The 17,757-nt window shown below is 63.5% G+C and carries 20 protein-coding genes and 1 tRNA gene; 11 read left to right on the forward strand and 10 right to left on the reverse strand.

Going from position 1 to position 17,757, the window contains the following annotated elements; genetic code table 11:
- Window positions 1–12: 12 nt before the first annotated feature.
- Window positions 13–597, reverse strand: a complete 585-nt coding sequence (gene rimP / locus AB6B38_RS10680) for a ribosome maturation factor RimP (protein WP_371392838.1) — start codon at window positions 595–597, stop codon at window positions 13–15.
- Window positions 598–786: 189 nt separating this feature from the next.
- Here rimP and thpR point away from each other — a divergent pair, with 189 nt between their 5' ends.
- Window positions 787–1,329 carry an RNA 2',3'-cyclic phosphodiesterase gene (thpR, locus tag AB6B38_RS10685; RefSeq protein ID WP_371392839.1) on the forward strand — a complete coding sequence of 181 codons (543 nt, stop codon included), beginning with the start codon at window positions 787–789 and terminating at the stop codon, window positions 1,327–1,329.
- Window positions 1,330–1,335: 6 nt separating this feature from the next.
- Here thpR and AB6B38_RS10690 read toward each other — a convergent pair whose 3' ends face one another.
- From AB6B38_RS10690 to AB6B38_RS10700, 3 genes are all read right to left on the reverse strand, one after another.
- Window positions 1,336–1,773 (reverse strand): acyl-CoA thioesterase, encoded by a 438-nt coding sequence (locus AB6B38_RS10690; protein WP_371392841.1) that lies wholly within the window; start codon window positions 1,771–1,773, stop codon window positions 1,336–1,338.
- On the reverse strand, window positions 1,770–2,909 hold the full coding sequence (locus AB6B38_RS10695) for an iron-containing alcohol dehydrogenase (protein WP_371392842.1): 1,140 nt from the start codon (window positions 2,907–2,909) through the stop codon (window positions 1,770–1,772). The genes AB6B38_RS10690 and AB6B38_RS10695 overlap by 4 nt, the downstream gene beginning before the upstream one ends.
- Window positions 2,910–3,002: 93 nt before the next feature.
- Window positions 3,003–3,275, reverse strand: a complete 273-nt coding sequence (locus tag AB6B38_RS10700; protein WP_371392843.1) for a histidine kinase — start codon at window positions 3,273–3,275, stop codon at window positions 3,003–3,005.
- A gap of 85 nt (window positions 3,276–3,360) precedes the next feature.
- Here AB6B38_RS10700 and AB6B38_RS10705 point away from each other — a divergent pair, with 85 nt between their 5' ends.
- Complete coding sequence (locus AB6B38_RS10705) at window positions 3,361–3,651, forward strand: 4a-hydroxytetrahydrobiopterin dehydratase (RefSeq protein WP_371392844.1); 291 nt, start codon at window positions 3,361–3,363, stop codon at window positions 3,649–3,651.
- Between the two features lie 97 nt (window positions 3,652–3,748).
- On the forward strand, window positions 3,749–4,072 hold the full coding sequence (locus AB6B38_RS10710; protein WP_371392845.1) for a hypothetical protein: 324 nt from the start codon (window positions 3,749–3,751) through the stop codon (window positions 4,070–4,072).
- 17 nt (window positions 4,073–4,089) lie between these two features.
- Here AB6B38_RS10710 and AB6B38_RS10715 read toward each other — a convergent pair whose 3' ends face one another.
- The 5 genes from AB6B38_RS10715 to AB6B38_RS10735 all read right to left on the reverse strand — a co-directional run bounded on the left by AB6B38_RS10715 (window position 4,090) and on the right by AB6B38_RS10735 (window position 9,379).
- Complete coding sequence (locus AB6B38_RS10715; RefSeq protein WP_371392846.1) at window positions 4,090–4,515, reverse strand: hypothetical protein; 426 nt, start codon at window positions 4,513–4,515, stop codon at window positions 4,090–4,092.
- A 50-nt stretch (window positions 4,516–4,565) separates the two neighbouring features.
- Window positions 4,566–5,420 (reverse strand): hypothetical protein, encoded by an 855-nt coding sequence (locus AB6B38_RS10720; protein WP_371392847.1) that lies wholly within the window; start codon window positions 5,418–5,420, stop codon window positions 4,566–4,568.
- Between the two features lie 99 nt (window positions 5,421–5,519).
- A complete protein-coding gene (locus AB6B38_RS10725) occupies window positions 5,520–7,208 on the reverse strand; it encodes a hypothetical protein (RefSeq protein ID WP_371392848.1) in 1,689 nt (562 codons plus the stop codon).
- A complete protein-coding gene (locus AB6B38_RS10730; protein WP_371392849.1) occupies window positions 7,205–8,959 on the reverse strand; it encodes a glycosyl transferase family protein in 1,755 nt (584 codons plus the stop codon). Before AB6B38_RS10730 ends, AB6B38_RS10725 begins: the two co-directional genes overlap by 4 nt.
- 344 nt (window positions 8,960–9,303) lie before the next feature.
- Window positions 9,304–9,379, reverse strand: a tRNA-Ala gene (locus tag AB6B38_RS10735).
- 147 nt (window positions 9,380–9,526) lie between these two features.
- Between AB6B38_RS10735 and AB6B38_RS10740 the strand changes: the two genes are divergently transcribed.
- From AB6B38_RS10740 to AB6B38_RS10775, 8 genes are all read left to right on the forward strand, one after another.
- Window positions 9,527–10,807: an ATP-binding protein gene (locus tag AB6B38_RS10740; protein ID WP_371392850.1), complete on the forward strand. Its 1,281-nt coding sequence runs from the start codon at window positions 9,527–9,529 to the stop codon at window positions 10,805–10,807.
- Window positions 10,767–11,177, forward strand: a complete 411-nt coding sequence (locus tag AB6B38_RS10745; protein ID WP_371392851.1) for a response regulator — start codon at window positions 10,767–10,769, stop codon at window positions 11,175–11,177. The genes AB6B38_RS10740 and AB6B38_RS10745 overlap by 41 nt, the downstream gene beginning before the upstream one ends.
- Before the next feature lie 111 nt (window positions 11,178–11,288).
- Window positions 11,289–11,594, forward strand: a complete 306-nt coding sequence (locus tag AB6B38_RS10750; RefSeq protein WP_371392852.1) for a YggT family protein — start codon at window positions 11,289–11,291, stop codon at window positions 11,592–11,594.
- 5 nt (window positions 11,595–11,599) lie between these two features.
- Complete coding sequence (locus AB6B38_RS10755) at window positions 11,600–12,511, forward strand: bifunctional 5,10-methylenetetrahydrofolate dehydrogenase/5,10-methenyltetrahydrofolate cyclohydrolase (protein WP_371392853.1); 912 nt, start codon at window positions 11,600–11,602, stop codon at window positions 12,509–12,511.
- Window positions 12,512–12,557: 46 nt separating this feature from the next.
- A complete protein-coding gene (locus tag AB6B38_RS10760; RefSeq protein ID WP_371392854.1) occupies window positions 12,558–12,983 on the forward strand; it encodes a response regulator in 426 nt (141 codons plus the stop codon).
- Window positions 12,984–13,033: 50 nt separating this feature from the next.
- Window positions 13,034–13,780 (forward strand): SDR family NAD(P)-dependent oxidoreductase, encoded by a 747-nt coding sequence (locus AB6B38_RS10765; protein ID WP_371392855.1) that lies wholly within the window; start codon window positions 13,034–13,036, stop codon window positions 13,778–13,780.
- Window positions 13,781–13,998: 218 nt separating this feature from the next.
- Window positions 13,999–15,846 carry a glycoside hydrolase family protein gene (locus tag AB6B38_RS10770; RefSeq protein ID WP_371392856.1) on the forward strand — a complete coding sequence of 616 codons (1,848 nt, stop codon included), beginning with the start codon at window positions 13,999–14,001 and terminating at the stop codon, window positions 15,844–15,846.
- Between the two features lie 5 nt (window positions 15,847–15,851).
- Window positions 15,852–16,205 carry a hypothetical protein gene (locus AB6B38_RS10775; RefSeq protein WP_371392857.1) on the forward strand — a complete coding sequence of 118 codons (354 nt, stop codon included), beginning with the start codon at window positions 15,852–15,854 and terminating at the stop codon, window positions 16,203–16,205.
- On the opposite strand, the gene AB6B38_RS10780 is transcribed toward AB6B38_RS10775, so the two are convergent.
- Window positions 16,150–17,721, reverse strand: a complete 1,572-nt coding sequence (locus AB6B38_RS10780) for a long-chain-fatty-acid--CoA ligase (RefSeq protein WP_371392858.1) — start codon at window positions 17,719–17,721, stop codon at window positions 16,150–16,152. The two genes, AB6B38_RS10775 and AB6B38_RS10780, sit on opposite strands and share 56 nt — an antisense overlap.
- Window positions 17,722–17,757 lie beyond the last annotated feature (36 nt).

The following is a 17,757-nucleotide window of genomic DNA, read 5'->3' on the forward strand; positions in this document are numbered from 1 at the left end:
ATGAGTATCCTGTTATCTGTTGGTCTTTGAGGTTTTGTCGGTTTGGGTGTCTTCAGTCACGGTTTCGGCCCCGTCCGTCCAGACCGGGGCCTTCCCGCCGCGCCCTTTGAGGCTCTCGGCGATCAGCGCATCGGTCAGCACAAGGCGGGCCTCGGCAATCCATTCAAACGGCAGCATGGCCGTCTCGTCCTCGCCCTCGAGGTCGATCAGCACGTTCTCGCCCTCAATCCCGGCCAGAATGCCGCGAAAGCGCTTGCGGTTCTCCACGAGGCGGTCGAGTTCGATCTTCGCTTCAAACCCGTCCCAGCGCTCAAAATGGGTGAGCATGGTCAGCGGGCGGTCAATGCCGGGCGAGGAGACTTCCAGCACATATTCGCCCGAAATCGGATCGTTCGTTTCAAACACGTCGGAGAGGGCGCGCGACAGCTTCGCACAATCTTCCACATCCATCGTGCCATCGGCTTTCTCGGCCATGATCTGCACGGTCTGGCGCTTGCCCGACAACACGCGGATGCGCACGATCTCATAGCCCATCGCGTCAGCGACCGGGTCCGCGAGCGCGGCAATGATCTCGTCCTGGCGGCTGCGTGTTCTCAAAACGGCTCCGGGGCGGCCAACTGGCCGAAAAGGCAATGAAAAAGGCGGCCCCCGATGAGAGCCGCCCGATAGTGCCATCCGGCACATCGAACCTGATGGGCGCGCTTATACGCCTGTGGCGCGCCAAATGCAATGGGGATGGGCGGCAGCCCTTGACCCCTGCCCCCGGTGCGTGGCGCATTTGCTGCCATGGCCCTTCGTGTCTTTGCCGCCCTGCCCATACCTGACGAGATCGCCGAGCGGGTGAGCCCGCTCCTCAAAGGCGTGCCGGGCGCGAAATGGCGCCCTGAAGAGAACTTCCACATCACGCTCGCCTTCTATGGCGACTGGCCAGAGGACGTAATTGCCGAGCTGGATCACGAGCTGTCCCTCATACGCATTGCTCCGTTCGAGCTGCGCCTGAAAGGCACCGGCCATTTCGGCAAGGCCAGCCCCACCCAGCTCTGGCTAGGGGTCGAGGGCGGCGAGCCGCTCGAACGCCTTGCCCGCCAGTGTCACCGCGCCGGGGTGAAGGCCGGGATGGAGATGGAAAAGCGCAATTATACGCCGCACCTGACGGTGGCCTATCTCAACATGGCCGAGACCCGGCGCGTGCAGAGATTTGAAGAACGGCTGAATTTGTGGGCGTCAGAGCCCTTCCTGGCCGACCGCTTCCATCTCTATTCCAGCCACAGCCGTGGCCGCGGCCCCAATGCCTACGAGATCGAGGCGGAATACCCGCTGGAGGGGTGAGGTCCCCTAACCCTCCAGCTTTTCCAGCGCCTTGCGCCAGCTATCAGGCAGGGAAACCGGGCGGCGGGTCTTGCGGTCCACATAGACATGAGTGAAATGGCCCTCGGCGATGGCCTCCTCCCCGCCCTCGTGGAAAATCGCGATCTCGTAGCGCACCGAGGAATTGCCCAGCCTTGCCACCCTGATGCCCGCCTCCAGCCGGTCGGGGAAGGCCGCCGGGGCGTGATAGCGGCAACCGGTCTCCACCACGAGGCCGATAGGATCACCGGCGGCAATATCGAGAAGCCCCGCCTTGACCAGCCAGCGGTTCACCGCCGTGTCGAAATAGGCGTAATAGGTGACATTGTTGATATGGCCGTAGACATCATTATCCGCCCAGCGCGTTTCGATACGCTCAAACGCGGCATAGTCAGGTCGCCGGGCGGGTGGTTCGCGCCCGCTCACAGGATTTCCTCATACATGGCAACTATATCGCCATAGGCCATGGGCCGCGGATTATTGGGCAGGAGCCGGTCATTGGCCGCCACATCCTCGGCCATGGCGGGAATATCATTATGGCTGATACCCAGCTGGGAAAGGCGGCGCTCAATCCCCACCGCATCGGCGATCCGCTCCATTTCCGCGATCAGCCCCGCAGAGCTGGGATCAAGGCCGATATGGCCGGCAATCTCGGCATAGAGATTCTCCGCGGCGCTGGCATTGAAGCGCAGAACGGGCGGCAGGACGACCGAGTTGGAAAGCCCGTGCGGCACATGGAACATGCCGCCCAGCGGATAGGCCATGGCATGCACCCCGCCCACGGGCGAGTTGGAGAAGGCCTGGCCCGCCAGCATAGCACCCAGCAGCATGCCGGCGCGCGCCTCGCGGTCTGATCCGTCCTTGCACACCCGCTCCAGATTGGCGTGAAGCATTTTCAGCGCCGCCAGCGCCAGCGCATCGGAGACCGGATTCTTGAAGCGCTTGCCGGTAAAGGCTTCGATGGCGTGCACCATGGCGTCAATGCCGGTCGCCGCCGTGATATGCTTGGGAAGCCCCAGCGTCAGATCCGCGTCCAGCACCGCCATATCCGCATAGAGCGGCGCAGCGGCAATGCCCCGCTTGGACGTTGCGCCGGTGGTGATCACAGCCACGCTGGTGACTTCAGAGCCGGTACCAGCGGTGGTGGGAATGAGGATAAGCGGCAGGCGCGGACCCTTCACACGGTCCATGCCATACATGTCGGAAAGCGGCTGGTCTGAGCCGAGCAGCAGGGCGACCACCTTGGCGGTGTCCATCGGACTGCCCCCGCCAAAGCCGATCACGGCCTCTGCCCCAAACGCACGCCCCTCGGCCACGGCTTCTTCGATGACGCTTTCCGGCGGATCGGCCACCACCTTGTCATAGACATGGACCTGAAAACTTTTCGCTTTCAGACCCTCCAGCGCGCCATTGAGCAGGCCCAGCCCCATCACACCGTTGTCGGTGATGACCAGCAGGCGTCTGGCGCCTTTCAGGGCAGGCGCGGCGTGACGCGCCAGCTCAGTGGCAGCGCCGGGCGCGGAAACAATGTGGGGAACAGTGCGGAACTGGAACGGAGTCATGGCGCGGCCCTGATGCTGAACGGTGAAGTTCAGCAAGGCTGGCCGCTTGCGGCGTCCAGTTCAAGTGGAAGGTTTAGCTGTGCCGGGGCCGGCTCAGGCGACGCCGATACGCGGCGGGCCACCATGGGCCGATTCCGAAGGGCCAAACGCCCGGTCCAGAAGATGGGTGGAATCCTGCGCCAGCTCGATCGCTGCCGACAGATGCTCCAGTATCTTCATGTTATTGCCCATGACGTGCAGGGCTTCGGGGCGCGTATCCTCGGAGATTTTCGTCGAGCGCGCCAGCACTTCGGCCCGCAGCTGGATGAGGATATCCTCAAGCTTGCGGCCGCCGGGGTTGGTTTCGGATACGAGAAAGCGGGTCATTTCCGCCGCCTCCTTTCTTGTTGCACCGGAACCGACTATGCCAGCGATGAGTCTTTTTTCCGTAAACAGCAATAGGAGCGATGATATGGCCCCGCAAAAGATCGGCGCGGACGCCGCCCTGAAACAGCTTGAAGGCTGGACCAGGGCTGACGGCACGCGCGACGCCATTACCCGCACGCTGAAATTTGATGATTTCAACGCCGCTTTCGGCTTTATGACGCGCGTCGCGCTGAAAGCCGACAAGATGGACCATCACCCGGAATGGTTCAATGTTTACAACAAGGTGGAAGTTATTCTCACGACGCATGACTGCGATGGCGTCAGCGCGCTCGACGTGGAGATGGCCAGATTCATCAACGCTGCTGCTTCCGCCTGAGCCGGGTTTTGGTTAAGCTTTCGTTAACCATGCCGGAGCGGGGGCAAACGGCCTCTATGTCGCCAGGAGGCATGGGCAATCAACGGGAGATTTATTCATGCTGACCATGCTTGCTGCCAGTCTTGCACTTTTTGGCGCTGACGATCACGCCATGTCGGTCGATGCGCTGATTGAACATGCGCTTCAGGTCCAGTCCGGCGACGTCACCTACACGGTGATGCTGAACGAGGACGGCACCTATTCCAGCGATGTAGGCATTTCGGGCACCTGGGAAGTGCAGGGCGACGAGCTGTGCACAAGCCGCGCGACCGGCGAAACCAATTGCCAACCCATTCAGGAGGGCTTGAGCCTTGGCGATAGCTGGGAAGGTGAGAACACGGCTGGCGAAACCGTCACCTTCACCATCGTCCCGCGCGCCTAGACAGATCTGCGCGGAGCCTATGGCTCGTGCAGCGCGATCGCGCGGATCAGGACCTCGGCGCCCCGCGTGCCGAGCGTCCTGTCGGTCGATTGCTGCAACAGGCGTGTAATCCTGACAAAATCAGGCACATCGCCCGCCCAGTAGCCCAGCCCCCCATAGCTGGTCAGCACGGTGGTATAACCATCGCGCAGCCGCAGCATGCTGGCGCGCGCCTGCTCGCGAAGCGTCTCGTCGGGAATATCCAGCGAGAACTGGACCTCCAGCACACCGCCAATATAGCCGCCCGCCCGCACCGAGGCCGATACCGGCTCCATGCGCACATAGCTTGGCGATGTCGACAGCACGCGGTCCGACGGCCCGGACTGTATCTCCGGCTCGTCCGCTGGCGGGCCTGACAGGGCAAGGGCGGCAGTCGCCAGAAGGGTCGCAAGCAGGGTTTCCATGACAGGGATACTAGCCCGTCATGCGTAAACAAGCGGTTGGCAAGGCGTGGCTAGAAGTCAGCACTGAGGCGCGACAGGGACGGATCAAGCGTGACGGCCTGCCGGTAATAGCCGCGCGCGGAGGCGGTTTCGCCACTGGCCCGGCTGGCATAGGCCAGCGACACAAGGATGCTGGCATTATCCGGCGCGCCGTGATGCGCGCGCTCCAGCGCATGGGCCGCAGAATGGTGCATGCCCAGCACCGTCATCACCTGGCCCTGTTCATACCGGCGCCATGGCGAGTCTTCTGCGGCAATCGCCCGGTCGATATGGGACAGGGCTTCACGATTGCGCCCCGCCCGGCGGGCATGGCTTGCCTGCTCATCATGCCAGATGGCCGCCAGTTGCGGTGTCAGCGCTCCGGGATTGAGGCCCGCCAGCTCTGTCTGCGCTGCGCCATGCTCTCCGGCAAGGCGGGCGCCGCGCGCAGCCATCAGCCGGTCCTGTGCAGCGCCCGACAGCACCGCCGCATCCTGCCATGCCTGACGCGTACCCGCCCAGTCGCCGGCCGCTTCTGCGCGGTAGGCATAGCTGCGCAGGGCGAAAAGCTGCTCATCGACGCTCAGCGTATGACGCTCGGCCAGCACGGCCTGCAGCGCCGTCACCGCGCGGTCATTATCGTCAACGTCAATTGCGCAGGTTGCAGCCGCCAGCCAGTCGCGCACATCCCCGCTAGAGCGGGCCAGCTCCACGAAAGCGCTATGGGCGGCCCGGCACTGCCCCTCTGCGGCCAGCGCATAGGCGCGCTCGCGCAGGGCATAGTCCTCGGCCACCTGCCCCGATACGCTCAGGCCGGCAGCCACCAGCACCGCGCCAAACGCGGTCTTGATAACGCCGCCAGCGTGAATGGAAGCGAGAAGCGCCATGTCCTGCCTCTGGCCTTAACCCTAAGACGGCAAGGTTTATACGCCTGCTGGCGCTTGTCTTCCAGAGAAATCGAAGCGGAATGCACAAATCGTGAACTGTCAGAAATTGACCACCACACGCCCAATAACGCTCTGGCCGGGCGTGTCGCCCATGCCTGCCCGGTATTCCAGCTCGAAATCGACCCGGTGGCGGTAGGCCCGGTACTGATCCTCGCCAAACCAGCGCGAGACCATCACCCCGGCGCCCGCTTCCAGCCGCTCACGCGTGACCAGGCTGTCATTGGAGATCTGGCCGACAGCGGTGAGGTAGGGCGTGACGGCCCAGCCTTCGCCTGCCCGGAAGCGCAGGCCATGGCGCACCGACGCATAAGCCGACGTGAACTGCGGATCGTCCGGTATCCAGGCCAGATCGCCATAGAGGCTGGTATAGGTCCAGCGGTCGGCAACCGGGTTCCAGTCACCCCCTTGCGTCCAGCCATAGGAGGCCCGCAGGAGCCAGGCATCGCGCGCCAGATCACCGCCAGCGATCAGGCGTTCGCCCGCCAGGTTGAAATCATGGCTGGCAAAGGGCTTCCAGCGCACGCCGAGACCAAGCTGCAGCGTATCATCGGCAAGCGAGAGCGCCCCGGCCTCAAGGCTCTGATAGGCGCGCCCATAAAGCGTCAGCCCCCGGCCTGCACGGTACAGCCCCTCCGGCCGCCAGCCCGCCTCCATGCCGATCTGGCTTTCAAAACTGCCCTGCTCAGGCAAGGCAAACCCGCCCGGAGCCACGTCATCGCGATAGGTCAGATAGCCGGTGAAATATGTGGTCCGCTCCAGCGTCTCCACCTCGCGGCGCAGGCGGTAGACCCGCATCGGATCCTCATTGCCGGTCTGCGCAACGCTATGACGGTCAATGGCATCGCGAAAAGCAGTGGCCGCGGCGCTACGCTGTCCGGCCGCCGCGCGGGCATAGCCCTCTTCCTCGCGCACGGTGAGATTTAGCTGCTCGCGGCCTGCCACATCGGCAAAGATCAGCGCCGCATCCTCATGGCGGCCTGCCCGCCGGTAGGCATAGGCATTGGCCAGCGCAATCTCGCGACTGTGCGGATCGGCGCTATAGGCCGCCTCCAGCGCGATGAGCGCCCCGGCATCATCGCCCGCCGCCTGCAGCCAGAGTCCCTTGTCGAAATGCCGGAAAGCGGCCGGTTCGATGGCAATGGCCCGGTCCATCCACATTGCCGCCTCGCGCGGCTGGTCAGCGGCAATCGCGCGCGCACGTTCCTCGAAAAGAAGCGCCAGCTCACTGCCGTCGAAAGCCGTTTCATCGAGCGCAGACAGCCGCGCGCGCGCTGCGCCCTCCTGGCCTGCAAGGCGTAAAGCCCGTGCGGCGCGCAAACCATCGCTGGCAGAGCGCGACAGGCTGGCCGCCTCCGCCCAGGCCCAGCGCGAGCGGTTCAGATCACCGGCAGCTTCAGCCTGGAAGCCGATGGAGCGCAGCACATAAAGCAGCGCGTCTGAGTCCAGGCCGCCAATCGTGTGGGCATAGAGATAGGCTTCCAGCGCCGTGGCCGGATCACCCAGCGTCACGGCGCAATCGCCTGCCATGATCCAGCCCTGCGCGGTACCGGCGTTGACGGCCTGCTGGCGCAAATGCTCATAGCCGCAAGCCGCCGGCTCGGAGCTGCTGGCAAAGGCCGTAACGGCGCGGGTCAGGTCCGGACCGGACTCAAACAGGAGACCGGCAGCCAGAAGGCCAAGCGCGGTGTTGAACCGCAGGCGGGTCAGGCGGGGGCGGGCGTGTCTCATGACATGGTCTCCAGTATGCGGGCCGGAACAGGCATGGGCGGCGGGGCAGGTATAGCCTGTTTCGGCGCGCCGGCGCGTCTGTCCAGATTGAAAGTGATATGGGCTTGCGAGGGAGGAGGCAGCGCGGCACGTACCGGCGCAGGCGCAGGGCTTGCCAGCTCTGCGGTGAGCGTATCGGGCAGGGTGCGCGCAGCCATGGGCCGCTCATGGGAGGCAAAGCTCGACTGGGTGCGGCGTATCTCCTCTGGCGAGGGATAGGAGTGCATGGTCTTGTCCCAGGTGATCGCCACGCCGGTAACCAGGTGGACGATCCAGCGCCGGTTGGCCCGCGCTGCGGCGAGAAAGCCGATATAGTTGGCAACCACCATGCGCACCGGCACCAGCACCATGTATTTGATCCCGTGTGTGGTGCCGGTGAAGATCAGCCGGTGGACCAGCCGGTTCACCAGGAACCAGAAATTGATCAGCACGATCGACCACACCCAGCTTTTCGGATCGATCAGCGGCGGCAGCCCGCCTGTTTCAGGAATAGTGGCAGAGATTAACCAGTACAGCGCCCACTGGACAGTGATGAAATAGGCCAGCATGCCCGTGGGCGCGGTCCAGATCGCCTTGCGGTCACGATAGAGAAAATAGCGGTGAACGAGCGGCCCGACCCATCCCAGCTGGCGCCAGCCCATATAGGAAATGCCCAGCATCCAGCGTGATTTCTGCCTTACCGACACCTTCATCTGGTCGGGGAAAAACTCGCGCGTGCACACCAGCTCGACGCGCGTGCGGCGCTTGCCTTTGGGCGTTGTCACGCGCACGCGGGCGAAATAGCGCACGAAGGCTGACTTGAACCCGGCCTCGTAGAGGCGGTGACCGATATCATAATCCTCGGTCAGGCTGTCGGTATTGAAAGGCAGGTTCTCGCGCTCGGCATTGAGCAGATCAATGACCCGGCGCGACAGCGCGGTTGCCACCCCGGCAGAGGGCACTTGCGCGGTCATGTGGGAGCGCACGACCAGATCCTTGGTATGCCACTCGGCGAACTCGTCCATGTAATGGCCCGCCACCAGCGCATTCCAGGCACGCGGCATGGACAGGACCGGCAATTGCACCATGTCGGCCCGGTCCAGCCACGCATTCATCACCTTGAAGGACAGGGGATGGATGACATCCTCGCTGTCATGCATGACGAACGCGTCATAGCGCCTGCCGGTCTGCGCCTCGCGCGCAATCGCGTTCTGGACGATCCAGTTCAGGCAATCGGCTTTCGAGGTCGGGCCGGGATGGCCGACATTGGCCCGGTAGACATTGCCATGACGGGCCACCAGCGCGTCGGCCTCGCGGATCGTGTCCGCATCGTTGGGGTAGACCCCGATAAAGATGTCATAGGCGGTGTAATCGAGCTCCTGAATGGTGTGGTCCACCATGCGGGCGATGACATCAGCCTCGTGCCAGGCCGGAATGAGTATGGCCAGGCGCTTTTCAGGCATGGCACGCAGTTTTTCCACCGAGGGGATGCGCCGGAAGGGCCGCAAGACGAGGTTCTGCGCCGTCAGCACCCAGTAATAGAGGTCCAGAAACGTGTCATCGATGGAAGAGACGAAGATCACCAGAGCGGCGTAGACCGTCGCCCAGGACAGCACCATCCAGTAGAGGCGCGCCGCTTCGCCCAGGCTTTCGCGGGTTGCCGGGTCGGCAAACCAGTCACCAAAGCCCCCGATCAGGCCCGCAGCCACCTCGATGAGAGAAAACCAGTCCATCCCCGCCCCGCTCGTCCCGCGCCCGGCACGTGCCAGGCAGCTCTAGGGGTAGGGGTGGAGTTTGCTGAAAATTAATCCTGATTAAGGCGATAAAAGGCCAACAAATACAGTCAGATCGCGTTCATCTCCGGTTCATCTTGGGGGTCCGGGCGCCGTTAACGCGTTGAAATTACGTAGCCCGGACCGGGCACCGGCGACAGGTCCGCTGAAAGCCGAGTGCCTCATTACCGCCGTTTTAGGCAAAGCCTGCCCGAAAGCGCCTGCACGGTTCGCAAGGCACGGCCGCGCGCCCGCAAGCGCGAGCGGGGGCCGGCTGAGCGGACACAAAGAAGAACGGGAAGAAATGGTGGAGCCGAGCGGGATCGAACCGCTGACCTCGTCATTGCGAACGACGCGCTCTCCCAACTGAGCTACGGCCCCACTTCTCGAAGAGGTCAGGGAGGTAGTGCCGGGCAGGCCGTCTTGTCAAGCAGCGGATGGAGCGGCTTTGAAAATCGCTAGCCGTCCGCTTGACGCCCGCCCCGCCGCATAGATAGTGCGAGGCAAATCGGGGGAGGCATGACGCGCATGGAAGCCTTGACGCATTCAATGTCCACGCACGGCTTCATGCCCCACGGCATGTGCTATCTGTGGGAACCCTCCATTTTGTGGACCCATGTGCTCTCCGACGCCGCCATCGCGCTGGCCTATTTCTCCATTCCCGCCGCGCTGGCCATTTTTTCGATACGCAGACCCGACCTGGTCTACCGCCCGGTCATGTGGCTGTTCGTGGCGTTCATCCTGCTATGCGGCACGACACATCTGTTCTCCATCTGGACGGTGTGGAACCCGCATTATCAGATTGAGGGACTGCTCAAGGCCATGACAGCAGCGGTGTCGCTGGCGACCGCCATCGCGCTATGGCCATTATTGCCACGTGCGCTGGCCCTGCCCTCCAATATCCAGCTGCAACGCTCCAATCAGGCCCTTCAGGCCGAGATCGGGCGCCGGGACGAGGCCGAGGCGCGCCTGATGGCGGTGACAGGCCAGCTTGAGCACCGTGTCATCCAGCGCACGCGCGATCTGGAACGCGCCAACGCGGCCCTGCGCCAGTTTGCCGCCGCCGCCGCCCATGATCTCCAGGCACCCTTGCGCCACATCCATATCTTCTCCCAGCTCATCGAACAGGAAGAAGCCGCCACCATGAGCGCGGACGGTCAAAAGCACCTGCTCAAGGTGCGCGAGGGCGCACAGCGCGCGCAGACCCTGATCGGCGTGCTTCAGGAATACGCGCAGCTGGTGAACCGGCTGCCGCAGGCCGAGACGGTGGAGCTGACGCGTATCCTTGCCAGCGTGAGCTCGTCACTGGATGACGAAATCGAAGCCAGCGGCGCGTCCCTGGATTTTGACGGCTTGCCCGCCGTGGAGGGCGATACCGTCCTTCTGACCCAACTTTTTCAAAATCTGGTTTCCAACGCGATAAAGTACCGCTCCGCCCTGGCACCGGTCATTACCGTACGCGGCAGGCAAGCCGATGACGGCATGATCGAAATTTCCATTGCAGACAATGGAATCGGGATCGATCCGGCTCACGCCCAGACCATTTTCCAGATGATGAAACGCCTCCATGACGACACCCGCTATCCCGGCATGGGAGTCGGTCTGGCCTTCTGCAAGGAGATCGTCGAGAGCCATGGCGGCGAAATTTGGCTGGACGAAACCCACCTTCACGGCGCACGCTTCTGCCTGACCCTGCCAGCACCCGGCTCTTCGCCCGCTGGCGGCGTTGCCCGGAAAGCCAGCGAGCCAGAGGGCTCGGGGGGAGAAAATGGCGAAAAGCATCCGTCTCCTGCTCGTCGAGGACGATGAGAGTGACGCGTTCCTGACCAAGCGTGCCTTTGCCGACATGAAAGGCACCAATCTCATGCATGTGCCGGGCGGACAGGCGGCGCTGGATGCGCTGCAATCGGGCCGGTTCGACATCATGCTGCTTGATCTGAACCTGCCGGGCCTCTCCGGCCACCAGGTCATCACGGCCTTGCGCGAACGCGAAGAGCCGGAGCTGGTGCCGATCATCGTGTTCACGTCGTCAAACCATCCCGGCGACGTCAACAGGGCCTATGAGGCCGGGGCCAGCGCCTATGTGCGCAAACCCGACAGCCTGGGCGGCTACCAGCAGGTGGCCGACGCGGTATGCCGCTTCTGGCGGGATCATGCCGAGATACCCGGCCGGCACTGACCACGCCGCACATGGCACGCTTGCGGGACACCCTTGCGTGACCGGGCTTTGCCCGTCTAGACAGTCGCCACCCCTTGCTACGCCACGGCGTGCGTCCAGACGGAGACAGCGATGACCTTTGGTCAGGCCCTGATTATCTATTTCATCATTCCGGTACTGAATATTCTGGTACTGCTCATCTTCGTGAACGTGGTGCTGAGCTGGCTCGTCGCCTTCAACGTGGTCAATCCGCAAAACCAGTTCGTCAACACGATCTGGCGGGTAACCAGCGCGCTGACCGAACCGGTCCTTGCACCGATCCGCCGCATCCTGCCGCCTCTGGGCGGGATTGACCTCTCGCCGCTGGTCCTGCTGCTCATCATCTTCTTCGTGCGCGAATGGGTGATTATGGGGCAGATATTCCCGGCTCTGGGCTAGCGTCCGTGATCACACCTGATTTCATCCGGCATCGCGAAGGGCTTGCCAGCCTGATTGACGGCAAGCTCGCCTCGGCAGCACTGGACGCGGCCGTCGCCTCGCAGGCCGCCAGCCTGACGGCCCGGATCGGGCGCAAGCCCTGCCTCGCCGTCGTACTGGTGGGCGATGATCCGGCCAGTCATGTCTATGTGCGCAACAAGGTGCGCCGCACTGAAGCGGCGGGCATGATCTCGCAGGAATTCCGCCGCCCCGATGACCTGCCCGAAGCTGAGCTGATCGCGCTGGTTAAGACGCTCAACGCCGATCCGGCGGTGGATGGTATCCTGGTGCAGATGCCGCTGCCGTCTCACATGGATGCCCGGCGCGTCGTGGAGACGATAGACCCGGCCAAGGATGTCGACGGCCTGACCGCCACCAGTGCGGGCCGGCTTATACTGGGCGCTGAGGGCTTGCGCCCCTGTACGCCATCGGGATGTGTATGGCTGGCAAGAAAGGCGCTCGGCGATCTGTCCGGCCTCCATACCGTGGTGATCGGACGCTCCATCCTGGTCGGCAAGCCGGCCGGCCTGCTCTTCCTTGAACAGAATTGCACGGTAACGCTCGCCCATTCGCGCACGCGCGACCTGCCGGGCGTGTGCCGGTCGGCCGACATTCTGGTCGCTGCCGTCGGCAGGGCGCAAATGGTACAGGCCGGCTGGATCAAGCCGGGCGCGTGTGTACTTGATGTCGGCATAAACCGCACCGATACCGGACTGGTTGGTGATGTCGCCTTTGAGGCGAGCGAGCGTGTTGCAGGCCATATCACGCCTGTTCCCGGCGGCATCGGCCCCATGACCATCGCTGTCCTGCTGGCCAATACGCTGAAAGCGGCCGCCGCCCGCACGGGCCAGTCAATCGACGATCCCCTCGCAGGATAGGACGCGTCTTTACGCTTTGCTAAGCGCACGGGACTAGCTTGAAAGCATGAACGCTGTTGCACAAACAACCCAGACCCTGCGCGTCCTGCATGTCGAGGATGATTTCGCCGACGCCATGTTGCTGCAGCAGGCTCTGTGCGATGCAGGCGGCTATGAGTTCGAGCTGGAAGTGGTGCGCACGCTGACCGATGCCAAGCGCAAGCTGGCCCGGCGCCAGTATGATCTCATCATTGTTGATCTGCGCCTGCCGGACTCAATAGATCCCGCCGACACGGTGCGCACGGCAGAAAAGATCGCGCGCGGCACGCCGGTTCTGGTGCTGACCGGCTCGGCGCGAGTGGATGCCGAAGCGCTGGGTCCGCACCTGACCATTCTGGACAAGAACGAGTTCTTCAACGGCAAGGACCGCACGGCGAGCTTCCGCCTGATGCGAAAAGTCCAGGACGCCGCCAACGACGCGCTGCATCTTTAAGGGCTTGCCAGCCCTTTCCGTGAGGCACCACCGCTCTAGCTCATCTCGCCATGAGCAATACGCTTGCATCCCTGCCTGAAAACTATCGCGCGCTGGTCATTGGCGCGTCCGGCGGCATTGGCGGCGCGTTTGTACGCCATCTGGCTGCCGATCCGCGCTGCGGCGAGGTTCACGCCCTGTCGCGCTCGGGCGAAGTGCCGGACAGCCCAAAGGTCCGCCCCGGATCAATCGATCTGGAAGACCCGGCCAGCATCAGGCGCGCGCTGGCACCTGTGAGCGACGACGGCCCGGTGCATCTGGTGATCACCGCCAGCGGTATATTGCACGGCGAGGATTTCGGCCCGGAAAAGACCTGGCGTCATCTCGATGCAGACAGCATGGCCAGGCTGTTCGCCGTCAATACCACTGGTCCGGCACTTGTGGCCGCCGCGCTGCTTGACGCCCTGCCGCGCGAGGGCAAATCGGTCTTTGCCGCCCTCTCGGCGCGCGTCGGCTCGATATCGGACAACCGGCTGGGTGGCTGGCACGCCTACCGAGCATCCAAGGCCGCGCTGAACCAGATCATCCGCACACTCTCCATCGAACTGGCCCGCAAGCGGCGCGAAGCGCTCATCGTCGGCCTGCATCCCGGCACGGTGGAGACGGCCCTCTCCGAGCCCTTCCGGGGCAATGTCCCAGAGGGAAAGCTCTTCACGCCGGAATACAGCGCTGGCCGCCTGCTGGCGGTCATCGACACGCTGACCCCTGAACACTCCGGACGCTGCTTTGACTTTGCAGGCGATGAGGTGATGCCCTAGGGCGACTCTAATACAGAAACCAACTCGTGGTTAACGTGTATCAATATTGTTTGATTCCAAAGGTTGTATTTTGTAGGGTGTAATATTGAGGGGCTGCGCAGCGTTGTGAGGCTGGCTTGCGCACTACACCATTATCCATGGCGGTTACCGCTTTAGCTGTGGGTCTGTTGCTGGCAGCTTTTGTGGCTCTGGCATGGCTGTCATATACGCCTGCATCCTTGCAGAGTCAGCCAGAGCCCGGTCTTGAGCGTTATGCGCTGATCATCGGCGCGGCGCAGTATCGCAGCCTGCCATCCCGCTCAGACTATGCGCGCCAGGCCAGGGCCATGGCACGTCATGCCGAGCAGTCGGGCTATGCCCTGATCAGTGGCGGGCCGGTGCTCAATCCCACCGAGTACGAGTTGCGCCGTGCGATCGATATTCTGGGCAGGCTGACAGAAGGCGGGGCGGAGGCATTCATCTACTTTGCTGGCCACGCCATCCCCGGACAGGATACGATCTTCCTTCTGTCCACCGATTCCGAGCCACCGCCGCTGGTGCTCTATGCCGAGGGCGGCATGCGCCTTGAGGAAGCCTGGAGCCATCCCATTGGCAGCGGGCCGTCCAGCACGGTCATCGTCATCGAGACCGAGGGTGTGGGCGGACTGTTCAGCGGCGGGATATCGGCCTTCGGCACCGGATTTGACACGCTTGAAGTCCCAGACAGCGTCACAGTGGCGATCAGTGACCGGGGCGGGCCGGTGACGGTCGAGGGCAATGCGTTCCACCGTGTCAGCCCCGCCCGGCCGCGCCTGATCTTCGAGGCCCGTGACCGCGAGGATGTCCGCCCAGCCTTCTTCACGCCCTCGCTGGTGGAGCTGCGCCTGCTGGAGGAAGCCGACCTGACGGCGGCCCTCGAACTGGCAAGCCTGCACGTGCACGAATACACATCCGGACAGCTCAGCCCGGTAATTTTTGACCGCAGCTTGCTGGATGTCGCCCCGCCAGCCCGCAGCGAACCGCCGGCGATCGTGCTGGCCGAAACCGAACTCCTCATAGACGAGGCTCCACCCCCCGACCTGCCCGGCAGTGCCAGCGTCACCGCTGATCTCGTCTTGCATGACACCACTGACATCATCTTGCCGGCCGCGCGCTCCGAGAGTCAGGCCGGCCAGTCCGTCATCGAGTTGATACAGATGTTCGAGGCGTTCCGCGGTGAGACCTATCTGGACGCTGCGGGCATTCCCACCATCGGGTACGGCCATACCGGCCGCGAGGCACGCACAGGCAATGTGATCACCCATGGACGCGCGGTCGAACTGCTCATGGAGGATATCGACATCGCGGCGGCGGCGGTTGACGCAGCCGTCACCCGGCCCCTGACCGATAATCAGCGCAACGCCCTGATATCGCTTGTATTCAACATAGGCGGCCAGGCGTTCCGCAATTCCACACTTCTGCGCCTGATCAATAGCGATATCCATTCGGTCAGCGCCGCCCAGTTTCTGCGCTGGGTGCATGCGCGCGTGCCCGGCAGCGGGATGCGGGCCTTACGCGGACTGGAAAGCCGCCGCCAGCTGGAAGCCTTCCTTTTCCTCGTCGAGGAGGACAGCGTTACCGCGCGCGAGCTGATCATCTCGTTCGAGCCCTTCCGCGCCAGCGCCACACGCGTGCGCAACTGTTCCGTCATCGGATATGGCCGCGCGCTCCGGCCCTGCGAAGAGGAGTTCGACACTCAGATCAGCCAGGTGGAAGCGCTGCAGTATCTGCGCCGGGAGCTCGTGCAGATAGAGAGCGAGCTGCGCGCCCTTGTCGGCGTTCCGGTATCGCAGGCGCAGATGGCGGCTCTGGTATCCTTCGTACATCAGAACGGGCTGGAAGCCTTTGAGCGCTCGCGCATCCTCGCGCGGCTCAATCAGGGCGACTATACCGGCGCGGCCAATGCGCTGCGCCTGCATAACGCCTTTACTGGCGCCCCGGCCATGCAGGTCGGTCAGAGCCAGATCGAGCGGCGCGCCGCCGAAGCCGCACTCTTCTTCGCCCATGGCGGGGATTATGTGGTCATGCCAGGGGAGGCCGCATCCTGACCCGCATGTTGATGATATTTCTCGCCCTTGGCCTGACCGGTCTGGTCTTCCTGACCGAGAGCTGGACACCGCTCGGCTTCGCTCACGGGCTTCTCTATCTCGTTCCCCTCATCCTGTTACGCCATGAGCCTCTGGCCCTGCAGGCTGGCATGGCCGTGCTGGTCACGATAATGATCGTGATCGGCTATCTGGCTTCACCGCCCGGTTTCCGGGAAGACTATGTCCTGCTCAACCGGGCGCTGTCCGTGCTGGCGGCTTGGGCGATGGTAATCATCCAGGCCGACGGACGGGCGGCGGCACTGGTCAACTCACCGCCCGGTCGCGGCCCTGCCAGTAAGGCTCGCGGAGAACGCGTTTGAGGATTTTGCCCGTGGGATTGCGCGGCAAAGCTTCGATGAAGTCGACCGTTTTGGGCACCTTGTAGGCCGCGATGCGCTCCCGTGCGTGCGCGATCAGCGCTTCGGGCGTCACATCCGATCCCGGCGCCTTCACCACCACGGCCTTCACCGCCTCGCCCCAGCGCTCGTCCGGCACGCCGATCACGGCCACATCCGCCACGCCCGGATGGGAGAAGAGCGCGTTTTCCACCTCTGCCGGGTAGATATTCTCGCCGCCGGAAATGATCATGTCCTTCACCCGGTCATGGATGAAGAGATAGCCATCGGCATCGAGATATCCGGCATCGCCCGATTTGAACCAGCCATCTGCATTGATCGCCTCTGCCGTGGCATCAGGCCGGTTCCAGTAGCCTGTCATCAGGCTGGTGCCGCGTATCCACACCTCACCCACCTCGCCTTGCGCGACCGGCTGGCCGTCCTCGCCCGCGACGCGGATCTCGATACCGGCATTGGGCTTGCCGGCGGCGCGCAGCTTGCCGCGCGCAGGATCATGGTCGGCCGGCGGCAGGTGCACCGCCGCCCCATTGGTCTCGGTCAGGCCATAGAACTGGATAAAGCCGCAATCGAAAATCTTCACTGCTTTCAGCAGCAATTCCTCCGCAATCGGCGAGGCACCATAGGCGACAAGCCTGAGCGAGGAGAAATCACGCGGTTTCGCCGCGCTCGCCTGCACCAGGAACAGAATCACCGCCGGCACGAAGAAGCTGGTCTGGACCTTGTGCTGCTCGATGAGATCAAGGATCGCGACCGGGTCCACTTCCTTGACGATGATGTTCGTCGCCGCCTGATAGAAGCCCAGCAGTGCCCAGTTCGTGCCCGCCACGTGGAAATAGGGCATGGCGATGAGGTTCGGGTCGCCCGGCTCCCAGCGCACAAACCCGTCATGCAGACCCTGCTCGAAGAGCGAGAGATAGGCCCCGTGCGAGAGCACCACACCCTTGGGATGGCCCGTCGTGCCGGAGGTGTAGAGCTGTAGCACGTCCTCTTTCGGGTCGGTCTTCAGCATCGGATCGGTGTCGGACTGCCCGTCCCGCCAGCCCGTATAGCCTTTCCATCTGGCATGCCCGCCATCAAGCGCGATCACCGTGCGCAGCGAAGGCAAAGCGGGCAGAAGGCTCTCCACCAGCGGATAGTATTCGGCATCGACAAAGAGCGTGGTGACGCCGGCATCCTTCAGGATGAAGAGGATTTCCGGGGCCGCCAGCCGCCAGTTCACGCCGGTCAGCACGCAGCGCGCCTTGGCCGCCCCAAACAGAAGCTCGGCGAAAGAATCGCTATTCTTGCCAAGATGGCCAATGCGCGTGCCGGGCTTTGCTTCCAGCGCGATCAGCCCGTTGGCGACCCGGCTGGCATGGCCATCCAGCGCAGCATAGCTCGTGGTGCGATCCTGGAATATCTGCGCCGCTACTGCGCCGTTCACGCGCGCCTGCTGGCGCACGATATCGGCCATGGATACGAGCTTGCCCGCATCGATCATTCGCGTCTCCTCCCTCATTGCGCGCGGGAGCTTTGC

It is taken from the genome of Glycocaulis abyssi, assembly GCF_041429775.1.
Lineage (GTDB): Bacteria > Pseudomonadota > Alphaproteobacteria > Caulobacterales > Maricaulaceae > Glycocaulis > Glycocaulis abyssi.